The organism is Azoarcus olearius, assembly GCF_001682385.1.
In the GTDB taxonomy this organism is placed as follows: Bacteria; Pseudomonadota; Gammaproteobacteria; order Burkholderiales; family Rhodocyclaceae; genus Azoarcus; species Azoarcus olearius.
Window position 1 is genome coordinate 1,926,590 of the sequence record NZ_CP016210.1, and the last position, 18,792, is coordinate 1,945,381.

General features: G+C 69.4%; 18 protein-coding genes. 5 read left to right on the plus strand and 13 right to left on the minus strand.

Going from position 1 to position 18,792, the window contains the following annotated elements:
* Positions 1 to 5: 5 nt before the first annotated feature.
* Positions 6 to 617 carry an arylesterase gene (locus dqs_RS08915; RefSeq protein WP_065340244.1) on the minus strand — a complete coding sequence of 204 codons (612 nt, stop codon included), beginning with the start codon at positions 615 to 617 and terminating at the stop codon, positions 6 to 8.
* Between dqs_RS08915 and dqs_RS08920 the strand changes: the two genes are divergently transcribed.
* Positions 601 to 1,317 (plus strand): ABC transporter ATP-binding protein, encoded by a 717-nt coding sequence (locus tag dqs_RS08920; RefSeq protein WP_011765400.1) that lies wholly within the window; start codon positions 601 to 603, stop codon positions 1,315 to 1,317. The two genes, dqs_RS08915 and dqs_RS08920, sit on opposite strands and share 17 nt — an antisense overlap.
* 10 nt (positions 1,318 to 1,327) lie before the next feature.
* On the opposite strand, the gene serB is transcribed toward dqs_RS08920, so the two are convergent.
* Together serB and dqs_RS08930 are read right to left on the minus strand one after the other, a co-directional pair.
* Complete coding sequence (serB, locus tag dqs_RS08925) at positions 1,328 to 2,158, minus strand: phosphoserine phosphatase SerB (protein WP_065340245.1); 831 nt, start codon at positions 2,156 to 2,158, stop codon at positions 1,328 to 1,330.
* Entirely contained in the window at positions 2,155 to 3,231 is a 1,077-nt protein-coding gene (locus tag dqs_RS08930; RefSeq protein ID WP_011765402.1) for a 3-deoxy-7-phosphoheptulonate synthase, read from the minus strand. The genes serB and dqs_RS08930 overlap by 4 nt, the downstream gene beginning before the upstream one ends.
* Positions 3,232 to 3,413: 182 nt before the next feature.
* Here dqs_RS08930 and dqs_RS08935 point away from each other — a divergent pair, with 182 nt between their 5' ends.
* Positions 3,414 to 3,941 (plus strand): putative pterin-binding protein, encoded by a 528-nt coding sequence (locus dqs_RS08935; protein WP_084018334.1) that lies wholly within the window; start codon positions 3,414 to 3,416, stop codon positions 3,939 to 3,941.
* 52 nt (positions 3,942 to 3,993) lie between these two features.
* The gene (locus dqs_RS08940) at positions 3,994 to 6,366 is read left to right on the plus strand and encodes a putative bifunctional diguanylate cyclase/phosphodiesterase (RefSeq protein ID WP_065340246.1); all 2,373 of its coding nucleotides are present in this window, start codon (positions 3,994 to 3,996) and stop codon (positions 6,364 to 6,366) included.
* Positions 6,367 to 6,373: 7 nt separating this feature from the next.
* Here the strand turns inward: dqs_RS08940 and corA are convergent, their stop codons facing one another.
* The 10 genes from corA to dqs_RS08990 form a co-directional block, all read right to left on the minus strand.
* Positions 6,374 to 7,339: a magnesium/cobalt transporter CorA gene (gene corA, locus dqs_RS08945; RefSeq protein ID WP_065340247.1), complete on the minus strand. Its 966-nt coding sequence runs from the start codon at positions 7,337 to 7,339 to the stop codon at positions 6,374 to 6,376.
* Between the two features lie 22 nt (positions 7,340 to 7,361).
* Positions 7,362 to 10,814: a transcription-repair coupling factor gene (gene mfd, locus dqs_RS08950; RefSeq protein ID WP_065340248.1), complete on the minus strand. Its 3,453-nt coding sequence runs from the start codon at positions 10,812 to 10,814 to the stop codon at positions 7,362 to 7,364.
* Positions 10,815 to 10,922: 108 nt separating this feature from the next.
* Complete coding sequence (locus tag dqs_RS08955; protein ID WP_065340249.1) at positions 10,923 to 11,576, minus strand: putative metalloprotease CJM1_0395 family protein; 654 nt, start codon at positions 11,574 to 11,576, stop codon at positions 10,923 to 10,925.
* 76 nt (positions 11,577 to 11,652) lie between these two features.
* Complete coding sequence (locus dqs_RS08960) at positions 11,653 to 12,360, minus strand: hypothetical protein (RefSeq protein ID WP_050976109.1); 708 nt, start codon at positions 12,358 to 12,360, stop codon at positions 11,653 to 11,655.
* Positions 12,361 to 12,429: 69 nt separating this feature from the next.
* The gene (gene amrS / locus dqs_RS08965) at positions 12,430 to 13,503 is read right to left on the minus strand and encodes an AmmeMemoRadiSam system radical SAM enzyme (RefSeq protein ID WP_011765409.1); all 1,074 of its coding nucleotides are present in this window, start codon (positions 13,501 to 13,503) and stop codon (positions 12,430 to 12,432) included.
* A gap of 81 nt (positions 13,504 to 13,584) precedes the next feature.
* Positions 13,585 to 13,926 (minus strand): N(2)-fixation sustaining protein CowN, encoded by a 342-nt coding sequence (cowN, locus tag dqs_RS08970; RefSeq protein WP_050976110.1) that lies wholly within the window; start codon positions 13,924 to 13,926, stop codon positions 13,585 to 13,587.
* 93 nt (positions 13,927 to 14,019) lie between these two features.
* Positions 14,020 to 14,700, minus strand: a complete 681-nt coding sequence (locus dqs_RS08975) for a Crp/Fnr family transcriptional regulator (protein WP_065340250.1) — start codon at positions 14,698 to 14,700, stop codon at positions 14,020 to 14,022.
* Positions 14,701 to 14,740: 40 nt separating this feature from the next.
* Positions 14,741 to 15,307, minus strand: a complete 567-nt coding sequence (gene amrA / locus dqs_RS08980) for an AmmeMemoRadiSam system protein A (RefSeq protein WP_065340251.1) — start codon at positions 15,305 to 15,307, stop codon at positions 14,741 to 14,743.
* A complete protein-coding gene (gene amrB / locus dqs_RS08985; protein WP_011765413.1) occupies positions 15,288 to 16,112 on the minus strand; it encodes an AmmeMemoRadiSam system protein B in 825 nt (274 codons plus the stop codon). The genes amrA and amrB overlap by 20 nt, the downstream gene beginning before the upstream one ends.
* A gap of 47 nt (positions 16,113 to 16,159) precedes the next feature.
* On the minus strand, positions 16,160 to 17,428 hold the full coding sequence (locus tag dqs_RS08990) for an MgtC/SapB family protein (RefSeq protein WP_011765414.1): 1,269 nt from the start codon (positions 17,426 to 17,428) through the stop codon (positions 16,160 to 16,162).
* Positions 17,429 to 17,544: 116 nt separating this feature from the next.
* On the opposite strand from dqs_RS08990, the gene ispD reads away from it, so the two are divergent.
* Both ispD and ispF read left to right on the plus strand, forming a co-directional pair.
* A complete protein-coding gene (ispD, locus tag dqs_RS08995; protein ID WP_179948022.1) occupies positions 17,545 to 18,255 on the plus strand; it encodes a 2-C-methyl-D-erythritol 4-phosphate cytidylyltransferase in 711 nt (236 codons plus the stop codon).
* Positions 18,252 to 18,740 (plus strand): 2-C-methyl-D-erythritol 2,4-cyclodiphosphate synthase, encoded by a 489-nt coding sequence (ispF, locus tag dqs_RS09000; protein ID WP_065340252.1) that lies wholly within the window; start codon positions 18,252 to 18,254, stop codon positions 18,738 to 18,740. The genes ispD and ispF overlap by 4 nt, the downstream gene beginning before the upstream one ends.
* The last annotated feature ends 52 nt before the right edge of the window (positions 18,741 to 18,792 follow it).

Sequence of the window (18,792 nt, forward strand, 5' to 3'; positions counted from 1 at the left end):
GCCCTTCAGCCCTTGAGCATGTCGCGCAGGCCGCTGCGCCACAGGGTGTCGAGCATCAGCTGCTGCGCGTCGGCGGCCGGGTGGATGCCGTCGGCCTGGAAAAGCTCCGGCTTGTCGGCAAAGCCGTCGAACAGGAAAGGCACCAGCCGCACCTTGCGCTCGCGCGCGACGTCGGCAAAGGCGGCTTCGAAGCGGGTGGTGTAGCTTGTGCCGTAGTTCGGCGGCATGCGCATGCCCACCAGTAGCACCTTGGCGCCGGCCTTGTGCGCGGTGTCGATCATCGCGCCCAGGTTTTCCGCCAGCACGGCGGGCTGCAGACCGCGCAAGCCGTCGTTGGCGCCGAGTTCGAGGATCAGGATGTCCGGCTTGTGGCGCGCGAGCGCGGCCGGCAGCCGGGAGCGCCCGCCGGCCGAGGTCTCGCCCGACACGCTGTCGTTGACGACCGTGTGGCGGAACCCTTCGCGGGCAAGGCGCGTCTGCAGCAGGGTGGGCCAGGCCTGTCCGTTCTTCAGGCCATAGCCGGCCGAGAGGCTGTCACCCCACACCAGGATGGTGGCGGCCTGCGCGGCGCCCGACAACATGATGAACAGCAGGGTGACGATGGATCGCAGCGGCATTGAATTCTCCATTCCGGTTATCGAGGTCGATCGGCTCGCCAAGCGGGTGCCGGTGGCCGAGGGCCAGGGCGAACTGCACATCCTCGAGGATGTGTGCTTCTCGGTGGACGCGGGCGAATCCGTCGCCATCGTGGGCGCATCCGGCTCGGGCAAATCGACGCTGTTGGGATTGCTTGCCGGGCTGGATGTTCCCGCCGGCGGCACCGTGAAGATACAGGGGCGCGACCTGTTCCAGCTCGACGAGGACGAGCGCGCGGCGCTGCGCGGCGAATCGGTCGGCTTCGTGTTCCAGTCCTTCCAGCTGCTGCCGGCGCTGACCGCGCTGGAGAACGTGATGCTGCCGCTGGAGCTGGCCGGCAACAGCGACGCCCGCGCGGTGGCGGTGCGCTGGCTGGAGCGGGTTGGTCTGGGCGGGCGGCTGCGCCACTATCCCAAGCATTTGTCCGGGGGCGAGCAGCAGCGCGTTGCGCTCGCCCGCGCCTTCGCGCCCGATCCGCGCCTGCTGCTGGCAGATGAGCCCACCGGCAATCTCGACGCGGAAACCGGGCGCGCGGTCATCGAGCTGATGTTCAGCCTCAACCGCGAGGCAGGTACCACGCTGATCCTGGTAACGCACGACGAACATCTCGCCGCCCGCTGCGGCCGCGTGCTGCGGATGCAGAGCGGGCGGCTGACCGAGGCGGTCGCGACCGCCGGCTGATCCCTGCGCTTCAGTCGAAAAACTTGAGGATGCCGTCGAGCGCGACGTGGTCGAGACAGCAGCTGGCCACGGTGCGCAGCACCGGCTTGGCCCGGTAGGCAACGCCGAAGCCGGCGGCGCTCAGCATCGGGATGTCGTTGGCTCCGTCGCCGGCGGCGATCACCTGGGCGGGCGCGAGCCCAAGCTGGTCGCGCAGGCGCACCAGGTGCGCGGCCTTCGCCGCCCCATCCACGATGTCGCCCACCACCCGGCCGGTCAGGCGGCCGTCGGTCACCTCCAGCACGTTGGCGTAGGCGTGGTCGAAGCCGAGGTGTTGTTGCAGCCGGCTGGTGAAGTAGGTGAAGCCGCCCGACACCAGCACCGTGGTGATCCCGGCCGCCTGCAGCCCCTTCAGCAGCCGCTCGGCGCCGGGGTTGAGCTGCAGGCGTTCGCGGTACACCGCTTCCAGCGCGGTTTCCGGCAGGCCGGCCAGCAGCGCGACCCGGCGCGTGAGCGATTCGCGGAAGTCGATCTCGCCGCGCATTGCGGCCTCGGTGATCGCCGCCACCTCGGCCTTCAGCCCCTGCATGTCGGCGATCTCGTCGATGCACTCGATGTTGATCAGCGTCGAGTCCATGTCGGTGACGAAGAGGCCGAAGTCGCTCAGCCGGCGTCCGTCCTCGATCCAGGCCCAGTCGAGCGCCGCCGCGGCGCAGTGGGCGGCGATGCCCTCCACGGGTTGCGCGCCCAGCAGGCGGAAGGACTCGGCCGTGACCTGCTCGATGCCGCGCGCCGCGGTGAGCTTGGCGAGCGCCTTGAGCGCGACCGTATCGACGTCCGCGCCCTGCACGACAAGGTTCATGCGCGCTCCCGGCGGGCCAGCGCGTCGCGCAGCACGCCGTGGGCGCTGCGGATCATGTCCACCGTCGTGTCCCAGCCCACGCAGGCGTCGGTGACCGAACAGCCGTACTTCAGCTGCGACAGGTCGGCCGGGATCGCCTGGTTGCCGGCTTCGAGGTTGCTCTCGATCATCAGCCCGACCACCGAGCGGTTGCCTTCACGGATCTGGTGGATCACGTCCTTCATCACCAGCGGCTGCAACTCGGGCTTCTTCCACGAGTTGGCGTGCGAACAATCGACCACGATGTTCACCGGCAGCTTGGCCTTGGCCAGCGCCTGCTCGGCAAGCGACACCGACACCGTGTCGTAGTTGGGGCGGCCGCCGCCGCCGCGCAGCACCACATGGCCGTGGCGGTTGCCGCGGGTGCGCAGGATGGCGGACTGACCCTGGCCGTTGATGCCGAGGAAACTGTGCGGGTGCGCCGCCGAGATGATCGCGTTGATCGCCACTTCAAGATCGCCGTCGGTGGCGTTCTTGAAGCCCACCGGGGTCGACAGCCCGGAGGCCATCTCCCGGTGGGTCTGCGATTCCGAGGTGCGGGCACCGATCGCGGTCCACGTCACCAGGTCGCCGTAGTACTGGGGCGCGTTCGGGTCCAGCGCCTCGGTGCCGGTGGGCAGGCCGATCTCGCACACGTCGAGCAGGAAGCGGCGGGCCTTTTCCATGCCCACGTCGATGCGGAAGGAGTCGTCCATGAAGGGGTCGTTGATGAAGCCCTTCCAGCCGGTCGAGGTACGCGGCTTCTCGAAATAGACGCGCATCACCAGCAGCATGGTGTCGGAGACTTCGTCGGCGAGCGCCTTCAGGCGCCGCGCGTAGTCCAGCCCGGCGACCGGGTCGTGGATGGAGCAGGGGCCGACGACGACGAACAGGCGCTTGTCGCGGCCTTCGAGGATGTCGGCGAGCGCCTTGCGCCCCGCCAGCACGGTGGCCGCCGCGCGGTCGGACAGCGGCACGCGCGCCTTGATCTCTTCGGGCGACGGCATGTGGTCGACGGTGGCGATGTTGAGGTTTTCGGTCTGGGCGACAGACATGAGGCGCTCCCGGATGCGGCCTGGAAAAGGCGGAATTGTAACTCCGAAGGGCTTCGGCTCGCCTGCGGCGGTGTCGATGCCGCGGGGCGTGACGCATGCCCCGCTGCGCGCGCGATCGGGCCGGCCCCGGCTAGGTGTAAACCACTATAATCGCGCGATTTTCCGTTCGCCCAACCGCGCCGATGAAGCTTCGCGCCGCCGTCCTGCTCGCCTGTTGCTGCCTGTCCTGCGGGGTGGCCTTCGCCGCCGCGGGTCCGGTGCCCGAACCGGTACGGCTGCCCGCGGCCGCGCATCCCGATGCCTCGCAGACCCTGCGCTTCGCTAGCGCTGGCAGCGTGCGCGAGTTGTCCCTGGCCGACATCGAGGCGCTGGGGCTGCACGAGGTGCGCACCGCCACGTTCTGGCCGGCGGACGACGGCGTCTACCAGGGCGTGTTGCTGCGCGACGTGCTGAAGGCCGCCGGCCTGGGCGATGCCCTGGCGGTGCGCGTGGCCGCGCTCGATGGTTTTTCGCAGCTGCTGCCGCGCGCCGACTGGATGCGCTGGCCGGTGCTGCTGGCCACCCGCCGCGACGGCAAGCCGATGAGCGTGCGCAACAAGGGGCCGTTCCGCATCATCTACCCGCGCGACATGAGCCCGGCACTGGATGATCCGATCTACCGGCTGCGCTGGGTGTGGCTCATCCGCAGCATCGAGGCGGTGGCCGAATGAGCCCATCCCTGCAGTCGGCCGCGGTGGTGCGTTGCCGCCGGGGAGTCGCCCGATGAACGCCGTGCGTGCGTGGTTGGCCCGCGTCCATCGCAACCGCTTTCCGCTGCTGGCGCTGATCGTGTTCGTCGGTTCGCTGGCGGGCGTGATGCTGCTGTCGTCCAGCGTCGGACGGATCGCGTCGGCGCTGCCGCTGACCTCGCTGTACAAGGAGCGCGACTTCGCGGCTTTGCTGACCGACGTGCTCGAACTCGAGGCCAAGCTGGAGCTTGCCGCCGCCGCGCCCACCCCGGAACACCTGCAACGGCTTGCCTTCGGCCTCGACATGGCCTTCCTGCGCCAGCGCGACAACGCCGCCAGCTACGGTGACTCGCGCTTCGACGGCGTGGGCGAGATCAGCGCGCGGCTGGACGCCGTGCTGGAAGGTATCGACGCCAGCCTGCAGCGCGGCGACACCGCGGCCGCGACGCTCGTGCGCCATGTCGACGAAGTCGCGGTGCTGCGGAGCGATCTCCAGCGCCTCAACGACGCGGTGTTCCAGCGTTCGATGCAGCAGGCTTCCGCGCAGCGGGCCGCGCTGGACCGGCTCGGCAGCACCTCGACCGCGATGATCGTGCTGCTCGGCGCCTTCGGCCTCGGCCTGGTGGCGATGCTGCTGCGCCAGCAGGGCAGCATCAAGGCGCTCGAAGAGCGCGACCGCGAACTGCGGCGCGGCGAGGCGGTGCAGCGCGAACTGCGCGAACGGCTGGAGAAGATCGCGGACAACGTGCCCGGGGTGATCTACCAGTTCCGCTGCTGCGCGGACGGGCACATCGAATTCCCGTATGCCAGCCGCGGCCTGCACACCATGTTCGGGATCACGCCCGAGGTCGCGGCGCGTGACGGTTCGGCGGTGCTGGCGGCAATCCACCCCGACGACCGCGAGGTGGTCGCCGGCGCGATCCGCCGCTCGGCCGAAACCCTGCAGCCCTGGGTGTGCGAATACCGCATCGAACGCGCGGGCGGCGGCTACCGCTGGATGAGCGTGTTCGCCACCCCGCAGCGCGAACGCGACGGCGCGACGCTGTGGCATGGCCACTGCCACGACGTCAGCTCCTACAAGGCCGCCGAGGACGAGATCCGCCATCTCGCCTTCTACGATCCGCTGACCGGGCTGCCCAACCGCCGCCTGCTGATGGACCGCCTGCGCCATGCGCTCGCCACCCATGCGCGCAGCCGCCACCACGGCGCACTGCTGTTCATCGACCTCGACAACTTCAAGACGCTCAACGACACCCAGGGCCACCAGTACGGCGACATGCTGCTGCGCCAGGTGGCGGCGCGGCTGTCCGCCTGCGTGCGTGAGGCCGACACCGTCGCCCGCCTCGGCGGCGACGAATTCGTCGTGATGCTTGAAGACCTCGACCGCGACAAGGGCGCGGCAGCGCGCCAGGCCGAATCCGCGGGCGAGAAGATTCTTGCCGCGCTCAACGACGCCTACCAGCTCGACGGCCGCGAGGCCCACAGCACGCCCAGCATCGGCATCACGCTGTTCGATGCCGCCGACGCCGAGATCGCCGAACTGCTCAAGCGCGCCGACCTTGCGATGTACCAGGCCAAGGAAGCCGGCCGTAACACGCTGCGCTTCTTCGATCCGGTGATGCAGGCCACGGTGGATGCGCATTCCGCGCTCGAATCCGAGCTGCGCCGCAGCCTGCGCCAGGGCAACTTCGCGCTGCTGTTCCAGCCCCAGCTGGACCGCGACGGGCGGATGACCGGCGCCGAGGCGCTGGTGCGCTGGCATCACCCGGAACAGGGGCTGGTGTCGCCCGCAGCCTTCATTCCGCTGGCCGAACGCACCGGCCTGATCCTGCCGCTGGGACGCTGGGTGCTGGAGAACGCCTGCGACAAACTGGCGGAGTGGGCGGCCGATCCGGAAACCGCGCATCTGACGCTGGCGGTCAATGTCAGCGTGCGCGAGTTCCGCCACCCGGGCTTCTGCGACCAGGTCGAGCGTGTCCTGCAGCGCACCGGCGTGGCCCCGGGGCGGCTCAAGCTGGAACTGACCGAGAGCCTGCTGCTGGAAGACGTGGAGGACGCAATCGAGCGCATGGACCGCCTGAAGCGGCTGGGCGTGGGCTTTTCGCTCGACGACTTCGGCACCGGCTATTCCTCGCTCGCCTACCTCAAGCGCCTGCCGCTGGACCAGCTCAAGATCGACCGCTCCTTCGTGCGCGACGTGATGACCGATCCCAACGACGCGATCATCGCCCGCACCATTATCGCGCTGGGCCAGAGCCTGGGGCTGGATGTGCTGGCCGAGGGCGTGGAAACCGCGGAGCAGCACGACTTCCTGCTGCGCCACGGCTGCCAGAGTTTCCAGGGCTATCTGTTCGGCCGTCCGCATGCCGAACTCGGCCACGCCGGGCGCGGCGCCACGCTGCACTGAGGCGCGGCTACAGCCAGTTGGCTTTCTTGAAGCGCCAGTAGAGGAAACCGCAGGAACCGCCGATCAGCAGCAGCGCCAGCGGATAGCCGTACTTCCAGTCCAGTTCCGGCATGTGGGAGAAGTTCATGCCCCAGATGCCGGCAAAGGCGGTCGCCACCGCGAAGATGCCTGCCCAGGCGGCGAGGCGCTTGCTCACCTCGGTCTGGTCGATCGTCACCATCGACAGGTTGACCTGGATTGCGGTCGCGATGGTCTCGCGCACGCTGTCCAGCGTGGCGTTGAGGCGGGTGAGGTGATCATAGACGTCGCGGAAGTACTCGCGGCTGTTGGCGCACACCGGCGGCACGCGGCCGCTGTGCAGCTTGCCGGTCGCTTCCATCAGCGGCGTCACCGCGTGCTTGAGCACCGTGACCTTGCGCTTCAGGCGGTAGAGGCGGCGGATGTTGGAGCGCGCGGCGCCCTTGGTGAAGATGCGTTCCTCCATCGCCTCCAGGTCGGTCTCCAGCTTTTCGATCAGCGGGAAGTAGCGGTCCACCACCGCATCCATCAGCGCGTAGAACACGTAGCCCGAGCCCTTCGCCAGCATCTTCGGTTCGCGCTCGCAGCGCGCGCGCACGCCAAGGAAGTTCTGCTTGCTGCCGTTGCGTACCGAGAGGATGTAGTTGCGGCCGACGAAGGCGTGCACCTCGCCGACGACGAGCTGGTTGCCTTCCTCCTCGATCAGGTGCATCACGCCGAACACCTCGTCGTCGTACTCCTCCACCTTGGGGCGCTGATGGCCGTGGTTGGCGTCCTCGACGGCAAGTTCGTGGAGGTTGAACTCCTCCTTCATCTGCGCCATTTCCTCCGGCGTGGCGTCCTTCAGCGCCACCCACACGAAGCAGTCCGGCTTCTGCAGGTAGTCGGAGATTTCCTCCACGTCCAGCGCCGCGAGCTTGCGGCCGTGCTGGTAGGCGATGCAGTTGATGAGCATGGGCGTCTCCAGCGGGCGAGGGCTACAGCTTCACCGCATCCAGCAGTTCGCGCACCGCCTTCACGCGCTGGCGCAGGTCGGGCAGGTTGGCGCGGCGGATGAGCTTGTCGGGGCCGGCCATCTTGGTGCTTTTGTCCTTCTGGATCAGGAAGATGACCTTGGCCGGGTCGATCGGCGGATTGGGCCCGAACTGCACGCTGATCTGCGCCTCGGAGGCGTCCAGCTTCTGCACGCCGCGGCTTTGCACCAGCAGCCGCAGGCGATGGGTTTCGATCAGCGCGACGGTTTGCGGCGGCAGTTCACCGAAGCGGTCGATCAGCTCTTCCTGCAGCGCGCGCAGGTCGTCCTCGGATTCGCAGTTGGCGAGGCGCTTGTACAGCGTCAGCCGTTCCTGCACGTCGGGGCAGTAGTCGGTGGGCAGCAGCGCCGGGGTGTGCAGGTTGATCTCGGAGACGACCTCCAGCGGCTGCGACAGGTCCGGCTCCTTGCCGGCCTGCAGGTCCTTGACCGCGCGCTTGAGCATTTCGGTGTAGAGGCTGAAACCGACCTGCTGGATCTCGCCCGACTGGTTCTCGCCCAGCACCTCGCCGGCGCCGCGGATCTCCAGGTCGTGCATCGCCAGGTAGAAGCCGGAGCCCAGCTCTTCCATCATCGAGATCGCTTCCAGCCGCTTCTGCGCCTGCGCGGTGGGCTTGGCGTGGGCGTCCGTCAGCAGGTAAGCGTAGGCCTGGTGGTGCGACCGCCCGACGCGGCCGCGCAGCTGGTGCAGCTGGGCCAGCCCGAAGCGGTCGGCGCGGTTGATGACGATGGTGTTGGCGGTGGGGATGTTGATGCCGGTTTCGATGATGGTGGTGCACAGCAGCAGGTTGGCGCGCTGCTGGGTGAAGTCGCGCATCACGCGTTCCAGCTCGCGCTCCGGCAGCTGGCCGTGGCCGACGACGATGCGCGCTTCCGGCAGCAGCTCCGCCAGCTCGTTGCGCACGTTCTCGATGGTGTCGACCTCGTTGTGGAGGAAATACACCTGGCCGCCGCGCTTGAATTCGCGCAGCACCGCCTCGCGCACGATGCCCTTGCTCCAGCGCTGCACGAAGGTCTTGATCGCGAGGCGCTTCTGCGGCGCGGTGGCGATCACGGAGAACTCGCGCAGCCCCTCCATCGCCAGCCCCAGCGTGCGCGGGATCGGCGTGGCGGTCAGCGTCAGGATGTCGACCTCGCTGCGCAGCTGCTTCAAGGCTTCCTTCTGGCGCACCCCGAAACGGTGTTCCTCGTCGATGATCACCAGCCCGAGGCGCTTGAACAGCACGTCCTTCTGCAGCAGGCGGTGGGTACCGATGATGATGTCCACCTTGCCTTCGCCCAGCTGCTTGAGCGCTTCGGCCTGTTCCTTGGCGGACTTGAAGCGCGACAGCTCGGCGATCTTGATCGGCCAGTCGGCGAAGCGGTCGGCGAAGGTCTGGTAGTGCTGTTCGGCCAGCAGCGTGGTCGGGCACAGCACCACCACCTGCTTGCCGTCGGCCACCGCGATGAAGGCAGCCCGCAGCGCGACTTCGGTCTTGCCGAAGCCGACGTCGCCGCACACCAGGCGGTCCATCGGCCGGCCGGACTTCATGTCGCCCACCACCGCGTCGATCGCGGCCTGCTGGTCGGGCGTGGTCTCGAAGCCGAAGGCCTCGGCGAAGGCTTCGAGGTCGTGCTGCTTGAAATCGAAACGGTGGCCGGGGCGGGCGGCGCGCTGGGCGTAGAGCGCCAGCAGTTCGGCGGCGGTGTCGCGCACCTGCATCGCCGCCTTCTTCTTGGCCTTTTCCCACTGGCCGGAGCCGAGGCGGTGCAGATCGACCGCCTCCGGGTCGGCACCGGCGTAGCGGGTGATCACATGCAGCTGCGACACCGGCACGTAGAGCTTGTCGCCCCCGTTGTATTCCAGGTGCAGGAACTCGGTGTCGCCCTCGCCGAGGTTCATGTGGATGAGGCCGAGGTAGCGGCCGATGCCGTGCGACACATGGACCACCGGATCGCCCAGCTTGAGTTCGGAGAGGTCGCGCAGCCAGCCCTCCATCGTCGCCGCCTTCTTCGACTCGCGGCGGGCGCGGCTGCGGGCGGTGGTGGCGTACAGCTCGGCCTCGGTGACCACCGCGATCTTCGCGTCGGGCAGCAGGAAGCCGGCGGCAAGCGGCGCGACCCCGAGCGCGAGCGGCGCGTCGGTATCGAGGAAACCGGCGAAATCGGCGCTCGCCGCGGGTTTGAGGCCGTATTCGGCGAGAAACTCGGCCATCGTCTCGCGCCGGCCCGGCGAATCGGCCAGCAGCAGGATGCGGCCGCCGTCGCGGCCCCACTCACCCGCCTGGAAGGCCTTGAACTTGTGGAGCGGATCGGTCGCCTTGCGCTCCACCGCCAGCTCCGGCAGCGGCAGGGCCGCATCGGCGAGCTTGCTGTCGGCTCCGATCGCGATCCGCGGCCGGTCCTTCAACGCGAGGAAGAAGGCTTCCTCGCTCAGGAAGAGCTGCTCGGGCGGCATCACCGGGCGGCTGCGGTCGCCCTTCAGCAGGTCGTAGCGCGAGCGCGTGTCGCGCCAGAACTCGGCGATCGCCCCGGGCACGTCGCGATGCAGCAGCACCGGAACATGGGTGGGCAGGTAGTCGAACAGCGTGGCCGTCTCGTCGAAGAACAGCGGCAGGTAATACTCGATGCCGGCCGGCGCGATGCCGTTGGAGACGTCCTTGTAGACCGCCGCGCGGGTGGGGTCGCCCTCGAAGCTTTCGCGGAAGCGGCTGCGGAAATGGGTGCGGCCCTTGTCATCGAGCGGAAACTCGCGCGCCGGCAGCAGGCGGATTTCCTTGGTCGGATACACCGTGCGCTGCGAGTCGGGATCGAAGGTCTTGATGCTCTCGACTTCGTCGTCGAAGAGGTCGATGCGGTAGGGCAGCGCCGAGCCCATGGGGTAGAGATCGACCAGCCCGCCGCGCACCGAGAATTCGCCCGGGCTGACCACCTGGGTGACGTGGGCGTAGCCGGCCAGCGCCATCTGCTTGCGCAGGGCTTCCACGTCGAGCCTGTCGCCCTGCTTCATGAAAAAGGTGTAGGCCGCCAGGTAGGCCGGCGGCGCCAGGCGGTAGAGGGCGGTGGGGGCGGGCACCAGCACCACGTCCACCTCGCCGCGGCTGACCGCGTACAGCGTGGATAGGCGTTCGGAGATCAGGTCCTGGTGCGGCGAGAAGCTGTCGTAGGGCAGGGTTTCCCAATCGGGCAGCAGGTGGCTGCGCAGGTCCGGCGCCACCCAGGCGAGTTCGTCCTGCAGGCGCTGGGCGTCGATCGGGTTGGCGGTGATCACCGCGATCATCCGGCCCTGGCCCGCGAGCTGGGCGATTGCGAGCGCGTCGGCCGAGCCGGCCAGGGCGGGCAGGTCGAGCCGGGCTCCGGGTTTCGGAAAGGCAAGGCGGGCGATGGCGGGCAGCAGGGAATCGAACGAACGGGGCATGGGCAAAACGGACAGTGAACGGAAGTGCCGGCAGTGCGGGGAAATCCGGCTGCCGGCGTGATAGGAAGAAGGGATTATAGGCGAGGGGGGCGGCGATCCGCCCGGCGCTCAGGCGTAAGCGTTGATCTGCTGCCCGCCGGTATCCGGTCGCGTGCCGGCGATCAGGCGTTCGAGCGCGGCGCGGTGGTCTCGTCCCGGGCCGGGGTCAGCCGCCTCGCGCCCGCTCCCCGGCGCGGTCTTGTCGGCACCGGCCCGTTCGGCCTGCTGCAGTTCGGCGCGCGCTTCGGCGGCCATTTGCGCTGCCTCTGCGGCCACCCGGCGGTCTTGCGCCGAGGGTTCGGCGGGGGCGAGGGCCGCGGCGCGGATCTGTTCGGCCTTGCGCAGGGTTTCCTCGGGGCTGCGGCCCGCCGAGGTGTCGATGCTGACTTCGCCACCGACCGCGTAGCGCTTGCCGTCCGGTCCGGTTTCATAGCTGAAGCTGGCGCCGCCCATCGCCAGCCCGCCGCTGGCGGCGAGATGGGCGGCCTCGTGGGCGCGCACTTCGTCGTCGCGCTGCTGCAGGGCCTGCAGCACGCGTTGCTCGGCTTCGCTGAGGCGGTTGTAGCCGGCAGCTGCGCCCGGCGCAGCAGCTTGCTGCGCGCCGCCGTCCTCGGCGGGGGCGGCGTCGCCGCCCGGTTCTTTTGCGGAACGCTGTTCCGGCGCCGCCGGGCGGATGGGGTAATAGGGGAGGGCACCGCTGGCCCCGGCCACTGCGCCGATCATGAACGTAGGGCTGGCCGGCGGCGGCCGGCGCGTTCAGTGCTGTGGGCCAACGGCGGCACGGCGGTCTTCCGCGGGGTCAGGCCACGCCGTCGGCGAGCGGGGGAACCAGCGGCGCGTTGTCCGCCGCGGACGGGTGGGCCGCGGCCGGCAGCTTCTGCGCCAGCCATTCGGCGGTCAGTCGTGCCGCCGAGGCCACGACGGCCTCACCGGCATGGTGCAGCTCGTCACCCTCCACGCGCTGCCAGTCGCGGCTGCTGCCGAGCAGTTCGTAGGCCTGTTGCAGCATCGCGTGGTGGGGATCGCTGCGGCCGACGATGAAACGGGTGGGAACGCGCAGTGCGCGCAACTGGCCTGCGCCGGCGAGGTCGGCGCGGCCGCCCAGGCAGACGATGGCGGCAAAGCGTTCCGGCGACTTGACCGCCGCGCGGATCGCCGCCGCGCACGCGGTGTCGTTGGCCACCAGCCCGACCGGCAGCGCCGCGAGCGGCGGCTGGTGGCCGATCCATTCCGAGGCGGCGAGCAGGCGCTGGCCAAGCAGTGCGGTGTTGTAGCGGACGTCGGGATCGCGCACCTGCTCGTAAGGGCTCAGCAGCTTCAGCGTCAAGGTGGCGAAGCCGCTCTCCTGCAGACTGTGGGCGACCGCTTCGTCCTGGCGCCGCTGCGCTTCGGCACCGCCGGGTTCGAGCACGACCGCCAGCCCGCGCACGTCGGGCGCGTGGGACAGCAGCCCTTCCAGCCAGACGGTGTCGGCGGAGATGGCGATCGGGGTGTGGCGTAGCTTCACGGTGGGCGGGGCAGCGGAATGGTGAGTCGAGCATCGCATAGCGCCCGGGCCGCGACAAGGCAGAAATGCTCAGGTTCCGCGGTGGATGGCGACCGGGATGCGGCGTGGCCCGAAGGGTGTGTCGAAGTGGCGGAAGCGGCCCGCAAGCGGCCGGCCGCAGTCGGGGCAGGTGCCGTCGTCCTGCAGGCGGTATTCGAGGATGGTGTACCAGTCGCGCACGATCAGCCGGGTGCCGCAGCCCGCGCAGCAGGTGGTGCCGCCGGTGCTGTCGTGGACGTTGCCGGTATAGACGTGGTGCAGGCCGGCGTCGAGCGCAATCCGCCGGGCCCGCGATAGCGTGGCAGGCGGCGTTGCGGGGAGGTCGGTGAGCTTGAAGTCGGGGTGGAAAGCGGTGAAGTGCAGCGGTACCTCGTCGCCGAGTTCGTCGCGCACCCAGCGGCTGAGCGCCTGCAACTCGGTATCGCTGTCATTGCGGCCGGGAATCAGCAGGGTGGTGATTTCCACCCAGACGTCGGTTTCGTGGTGCAGCCACACGAGGGTGTCGAGCACCGGCTGCAGGTGTGCGCCGCAGAGCTGGACATAGAAGTCGTCGGTGAAACCCTTGAGGTCGACGTTGGCGGCGTCCATGTGGGCGTAGAAGTCGCCGCGCGCCGCTTCGGTGATGTAGCCCGCGGTGACTGCCACCGTTTTCAGGCCGCGCGCATGACAGGCCTGGGCAACGTCGATCGCGTACTCGGCGAAGATCACCGGGTCGTTGTAGGTGAAGGCGACACTGGCGCAGTCGAGGTCGGCCGCGGTGCGGGCGATCTCGTCCGGAGATGCCTGATCCATCAACCGGTCCATGTCGCGCGACTTGGAGATGTCCCAGTTCTGGCAGAACTTGCACGCGAGGTTGCAGCCCGCGGTGCCGAAGGAGAGCACGCTGGTGCCCGGCAGGAAGTGGTTGAGCGGCTTCTTCTCGATCGGGTCGATGCAGAAGCCGGAGCTGCGGCCGTAGGTGGTCAGCACCATCGCGTCGCCTTCGCGCATGCGCACGAAGCAGGCGCCACGCTGGTCGGCGTGCAGCTTGCAGTAGCGGGGGCAGAGGTCGCACTGGATGCGGCCGTCGTCGAGACGGTGCCAGTAGCGGGCGGGGTGGTTCATCGGGACTCCGGCGCGGGCCTTACCGGAGTAGGACAGGGTGGGCGCCGCGCGGTTTCCGCCACGACCCCGCCGATGCGGGATTCAGCAGCACTCTTCCTCGATTTTCTGCAGCAGCGCGAGTGCGTCGTCGTCCTCGTAGGTTTCGAACAGCTCGCGGATCATGTTGATGTAGCTGTGGACCAGGAAGAGTTCGTCGCAGCGTTCGCTGCTGCGGCCTTCCAGCTTGTCGCGGAACTTGTCCCAGAAGGCGTTGCCCTTCGTCGGGTCGTCGATGTGGCGGCGGATGTGCTGCATCAGGATGCGAGCATTGCCGTCGCAGTCGATGCCGCAGAAGGAGACATAGCGGTCGGGCTTGTCGAGCGCTTCGGCGAAGGGATTGTTGAGCGGGCGGGCGAGCTGGTCGCGCGGGTCGGGAGCGTTCATGGCGGGTCGCGGCGCAAAAGGGTGGATGACGGACGGCATTGTCCGGATGCCCTGGGCGCGCGTCTGTCAGCCAGACGACAAAACGCGCCGCGTTCAGTCGCCTTGCGCGCGGCGTTTCAGTTCCGCGGGGTCCAGCAGCAGCACCGCGCGGCGGCCGTCGCGCGCGATCACGCCTTCACGCACCAGCTGGTTGATCAGCGACGACACCGTCTGCCGCGAGGTGCCAAGGAGGCGGGCGATGTCTTCGGTGCGCAGCTGCACCGGTATCCGCAGTCCGGCCGGCAGGGCGGGGTCTGCGCCGCGCGCGAGGCCGAGCAGGAAGTTGGCAAGCCGCGCCGCGACGTCGCGGAAGGCGAGGTTTTCGATGATGTCGATCGAGCGCGCGAGCAGCCGCGCGAAGACGCGGATCGTGACCGGCATCAGCGCAGGGTCGGCGAGCAGGCGGCCCTGGAAGTGCGCGGTATCGGCCATCAGCAGCGTGCAGTCGGTGACGGCCTCCACCCAGGCACGGGTGTGGGTGCAATAGACCTCGCCGGGTTCGAGGAAGGCCAGCGTCAGCTCCTTGTCCTCGCCGGACAGGAAGACCCGCAGCCGGCCCTGCTGCAGCACGAACACCGTGTTGCCGCCCGCGCCGGGGGTGGCGATGAAGCTGCCGCGGCTGTAGTGGCGCACGGTGGGCGTCTGGAAAGGTTGGTCGGCGCCGAGCGCCGCGCCCAGCGGATGGCTGGCGACGTCCAGCGCGACGCCGGCGGGATGACCGGAGCCCGGCTTCACCGTGTCGTGCCCGCCGCGGCCGCGCGACAGCGTGCCGGCCTCATGCGCGCGGCGCCTCCAGCCACTTCTGCACCTGGTAGCGGGCGGCCATCAGATTGGCGGCCGGGCGCTGCGGGTCGAGCCCGGCTTTGCGCTTGAGCGCGGCGAGAAAGTCCTGCGGCTGCGGCAACTGCTCCCACACCTGGGGCAGGAAGGTGGCACTGCGGCAGCCGGAGAACAGGATCAGGCCGTCTTCGCCCGGCCGCAATTGCGCGAGCAGGGCGTCTTCGTCGGCGAAGTCGAGGAATTCCGGTTCGGACAGCAGCGACACCTCGATCTCGGTGTGATCGAGTTCGTCGGCGGTCAGCGGCGGAAAGCGGGGATCGCGGCTGGCGGCTGCGACGGCGTTGGTGTCGAGGTCTTCCGCGAGCGGACGTTGCGCGCGCACGCTGCCGATGCAGCCGCGCAACTCGCCGCGCTGGCGCAGGGTGACGAAGCAGGCACCGCGCGCGGTCAGCTCGGGCTCGGTGGCGTCGGCGGGCGCCGCCGCGAGGCCGAGGTGGTGGGCGATCGCCTGGCGCGCGCGGGCCAGCAGGCGGGGGCCGAGGTCAGTGGTGGAGGGCGGCATCGGGTATCTGGTCGCAGAAGGCCACGCTGGCGTAGCCCACCACGCGGCTGCGGTCGCCGGCGGTATCGCCGGAGTTGCGCAAATCCAGCAGATGGGGCTGGAGGTGGTGGCGGCGCGCGACGCGGATCAGGCCATTGAGCGGGGTGGCGCCGCAGGCCTGGTCGTGCTCCACGGTGCCGTGCAGCGACAACACCTGTTCGATGGTGGCGCGGTCGCAGGTCTGCGCCTGGCGGTAGGGGTGGTAGTGGGACAGGTCGCTGCTGATCACCACCAGGGTTTCATGTCCGCCCCACAGGGTTTCCAGCAGCGCGGCGGTGTCCTCGCTGCTCGCGTTGCCCACCAGCAGCGGCACCAGTTCGAACGATTCCAGCACGGTCTGCAGGAAGGGCAATTGCACTTCGAGGCAGTGTTCGAAGGCGTGGGGGCGGTCGTCCACCACCACGCCTGGGTGATCCTGCAGCGTCAGCCAGTCGGGGCGGCTGAGGCGGACTTCGCCCAGCGGGGTGGCGAAGGACTGCGCGGCCGGCAGCGCGAAGCCGTCGACCGCCATCCGGTGCGCCGGGCCGAGCAGCACGACGCGGCTGATCTCGCGCCGCAGCGGCGCGACGGCGGCAAACGCGCTGGCCGCCACCGGGCCCGAATAGATATAGCCCGCGTGCGGCACGACGATGGCCTTGGGCGCGTAGACGACATTGAGCGGAACGGCGGAACTGAGCATTTCGCCGATCTGGGTGCGCAGCACGAGGTCGTCGGCGGGGTAGAACTGGCCGGCGACGGCGGCCGGGCGGACGGAAGCGATGGCCATGATGAGGAGCGGGCGGAAAGCCGGGCGGTGCGAAGCTGATGGTGAAATTATAGGCCGGGGGCGGCGAAGGCGTGCCAGCCTATCCCCGCCAGCAGGCCCAGCCCGACCGCCGTCATGCCCGCGAGGACCCGTGCGCCGAGTGCGCGTCCGCCGATCACGGTGGCAAGGCCGGCCTTGAACCCGAGGTTGGCGAACATCGCGAGGCCGATCGCGACGACGGTGGGGCCGGCTTCCAGCTTGTCGAGGTTGAACAGGCGCAAGCTGGACAGCGTGATCGCGTCCACGTCGGTAAGGCCGGAGACGATCGCCAGGAGGTAGAGGCCGCCGGTTCCGACGAGGTCGGACAGCCAGGCCGCGCACAGCAGCACCACCGCGTAGAGCACGCCGAAACCGAGCGCGGTGCGCAGTTCGGTGGGGTTGCCGGTGCTGGGCAGTACCGCGGTGCCGCCGAGCTGGCGCCAGTTCCACAGCAGGGCCAGCACGCCGGGGACGAGGGCGGGCGCCGCGACGGCGGCGAGCCCCGGCACGACGGCGGGAGATACCACCGCGGCGATCGCGGTGACGCGCACGACCATGACGAGGTTGGCCATCAGGATCACCAGCGCTGCCATCGGCGCAACCGCATCGGATTCGCGCGCATTGCGCGCATAGACCAGCGTGGTCGCCGTGCTCGAGGCCAGGCCGCCGAACAGGCCGACAAAAGCGGCGCCGTAGCGCGCCCCGGCGATCTGCAACGCCGCATAGCCGGCCAGGCTGACGCCCGAGATCAGCACCACCATCAGCCAGATCTGGTAGGGGTTGAGCGCCTGGTAGGGGCCGAACTCCTCATCGGGCAGGATGGGCAGGATCACCAGCGACAGCACCGAGAACTGCAGGATGGAGATGAGATCGCGCGCGCTGAGCCGCGCCACCATGCCGCGCAGTTCGGCCTTGAAGTAGAGCAGCACGGTGGTGCCCACCGCCAGCATCACCGCCAACCGGGCGTAGCCGTACCACACTGCGGCGCCAAGGCAGAAGCACACCAGCAGCGCCGCGACCGAAGTGGTGCCTGGATCGGTGGGGTCGGGGTGGCGCAGGTAGGCCGCGATGATCATGGTCGCCACCGCCGCCATGCCGACCGCGAGCGGCGCGATGCTGTGCAGGCTCTGGCCGAGCAGCGCCGCCAGCGCACCCAGCATGCCGACCAGCCCGAAGGTGCGCAGGCCGGCGCGCGCCGACGGCACCCGTTCGCGCTCCAGGCCGATCAGCAGGCCGATGCCGATCGCGATCAGGAAGGCTTCGATCTGCGCGGGGTCGAAGGGCACGGAGTAGGGCATGCCACGGGTCCTTGTTGTGGTTTGGCGTGGGCGGGAGGTGCCAGCACTGTAGTCGATGCGGGTGGAAGCGGAAACCGGCTGCGGGCGCGGCGGCTGGCGCGGTTAGAATCCGCGCCATGCAGAATTTCCATCCCCGCCATTTCGCCATCGTGCCCGCCGCCGGCAGCGGCAGCCGCATGGGCAGCGAGCGTCCCAAGCAGTACCTGCCGCTGCTCGGCAAGCCCCTCATCCATCACACGCTGTCGGTGCTGTGCGCCGCGCCTGAGATCGACAAGGTGTTCGTCGTGCTGTCGGTCGGCGATGCCGAGTGGGGCCGCCACGACTGGCGCGCGCTGGGGCCCAAGCTGGTGCCGCTGTTCTGCGGCGGTCCGACGCGCGCGGATTCGGTTCTGGCCGGCCTGCGCGCGATCGCCGGCGAGGCGGTGCAGAGCGACTGGGTACTGGTGCATGACGCGGCGCGGCCTTGCCTCGCGCCCTGGCATATCGACAAGCTGGTGCGCGAACTCGCCGGCGACGAGGTCGGCGGACTGCTTGCGGTGCCGGTGGCCGACACGCTGAAGCGCGCCGACGGCCACCGCCATGTGGCGGCGACGGTGCCGCGCGACAGCCTGTGGCAGGCGCAGACGCCGCAGATGTTCCGCTACGTGATGCTGCGCCGCGCGCTGGAAAGCGCTACCGACGTTACCGACGAGGCAAGCGCGATCGAAGCGGCCGGCCTGCGGCCACGGCTGGTGCAGGGTGACGCGACCAACCTGAAGGTGACCTATCCGCTCGACCTCCACCTGGCCGAGTGGATTCTCAACAACCGTACTGGAGTGCAGCAATGAAATGTCCGTTCCGCGTCGGCCAGGGCTTTGACGTACACGCGCTGGTGCCGGGCCGGGCGCTGATCGTCGGGGGGGTCGATATTCCGTTCTCCGCCGGGCTGCTCGGCCATTCGGACGCCGACGTGCTGCTGCATGCGCTGACCGACGCGCTGCTCGGTGCCGCCGGACTGGGCGACATCGGGCGGCTCTTTCCCGATACCGATCCGGCGCATGCCGGCGCGGACAGCCGGGTGCTGCTGCGCGAGGCCTACGCGCGGGTGAAGGCGGCCGGCTGGGAAGCGGTGAATGTGGACGCGACGCTGATCTGCCGGGCGCCCCGCATCCTGCCGCACGCGCCGGCGATGGTCGCCAACATCGCGGCCGACCTCGGCATGGATGCGGCGGCGATCAACATCAAGGGCAAGACCACCGAAAAGCTCGGCTTCACCGGGCGCGGCGAAGGCATCGCGGCGCAGGTCGTCGCGCTGCTGGCACGCGCGGATTAACCGGGCGCGACGCACAAAAGAAGCGGGGCGCCAAGCGCCCCGCGTGGGTCAG

What these genes read in the sequence shown, in the direction of transcription:
- amrB (WP_011765413.1), bottom strand. Translation starts at nt 16,112, where the DNA reads ATGGCCATCGCTTCCGTCCGCCCGGCCGCCGTCGCCGGCCAGTTCTAC.
- dqs_RS08930 (WP_011765402.1), bottom strand. Translation starts at nt 3,231, where the DNA reads ATGTCTGTCGCCCAGACCGAAAACCTCAACATCGCCACCGTCGACCAC.
- corA (WP_065340247.1), bottom strand. Translation starts at nt 7,339, where the DNA reads ATGCTCATCAACTGCATCGCCTACCAGCACGGCCGCAAGCTCGCGGCG.
- dqs_RS08955 (WP_065340249.1), bottom strand. Translation starts at nt 11,576, where the DNA reads ATGATCGGCGCAGTGGCCGGGGCCAGCGGTGCCCTCCCCTATTACCCC.
- ispF (WP_065340252.1), top strand. Translation starts at nt 18,252, where the DNA reads ATGAAATGTCCGTTCCGCGTCGGCCAGGGCTTTGACGTACACGCGCTG.
- dqs_RS08920 (WP_011765400.1), top strand. Translation starts at nt 601, where the DNA reads ATGGATCGCAGCGGCATTGAATTCTCCATTCCGGTTATCGAGGTCGAT.
- serB (WP_065340245.1), bottom strand. Translation starts at nt 2,158, where the DNA reads ATGAACCTTGTCGTGCAGGGCGCGGACGTCGATACGGTCGCGCTCAAG.
- mfd (WP_065340248.1), bottom strand. Translation starts at nt 10,814, where the DNA reads ATGCCCCGTTCGTTCGATTCCCTGCTGCCCGCCATCGCCCGCCTTGCC.
- ispD (WP_179948022.1), top strand. Translation starts at nt 17,545, where the DNA reads ATGCAGAATTTCCATCCCCGCCATTTCGCCATCGTGCCCGCCGCCGGC.
- dqs_RS08935 (WP_084018334.1), top strand. Translation starts at nt 3,414, where the DNA reads ATGAAGCTTCGCGCCGCCGTCCTGCTCGCCTGTTGCTGCCTGTCCTGC.
- dqs_RS08990 (WP_011765414.1), bottom strand. Translation starts at nt 17,428, where the DNA reads ATGCCCTACTCCGTGCCCTTCGACCCCGCGCAGATCGAAGCCTTCCTG.
- amrA (WP_065340251.1), bottom strand. Translation starts at nt 15,307, where the DNA reads ATGCCGCCCTCCACCACTGACCTCGGCCCCCGCCTGCTGGCCCGCGCG.
- dqs_RS08915 (WP_065340244.1), bottom strand. Translation starts at nt 617, where the DNA reads ATGCCGCTGCGATCCATCGTCACCCTGCTGTTCATCATGTTGTCGGGC.
- dqs_RS08940 (WP_065340246.1), top strand. Translation starts at nt 3,994, where the DNA reads ATGAACGCCGTGCGTGCGTGGTTGGCCCGCGTCCATCGCAACCGCTTT.
- cowN (WP_050976110.1), bottom strand. Translation starts at nt 13,926, where the DNA reads ATGAACGCTCCCGACCCGCGCGACCAGCTCGCCCGCCCGCTCAACAAT.
- amrS (WP_011765409.1), bottom strand. Translation starts at nt 13,503, where the DNA reads ATGAACCACCCCGCCCGCTACTGGCACCGTCTCGACGACGGCCGCATC.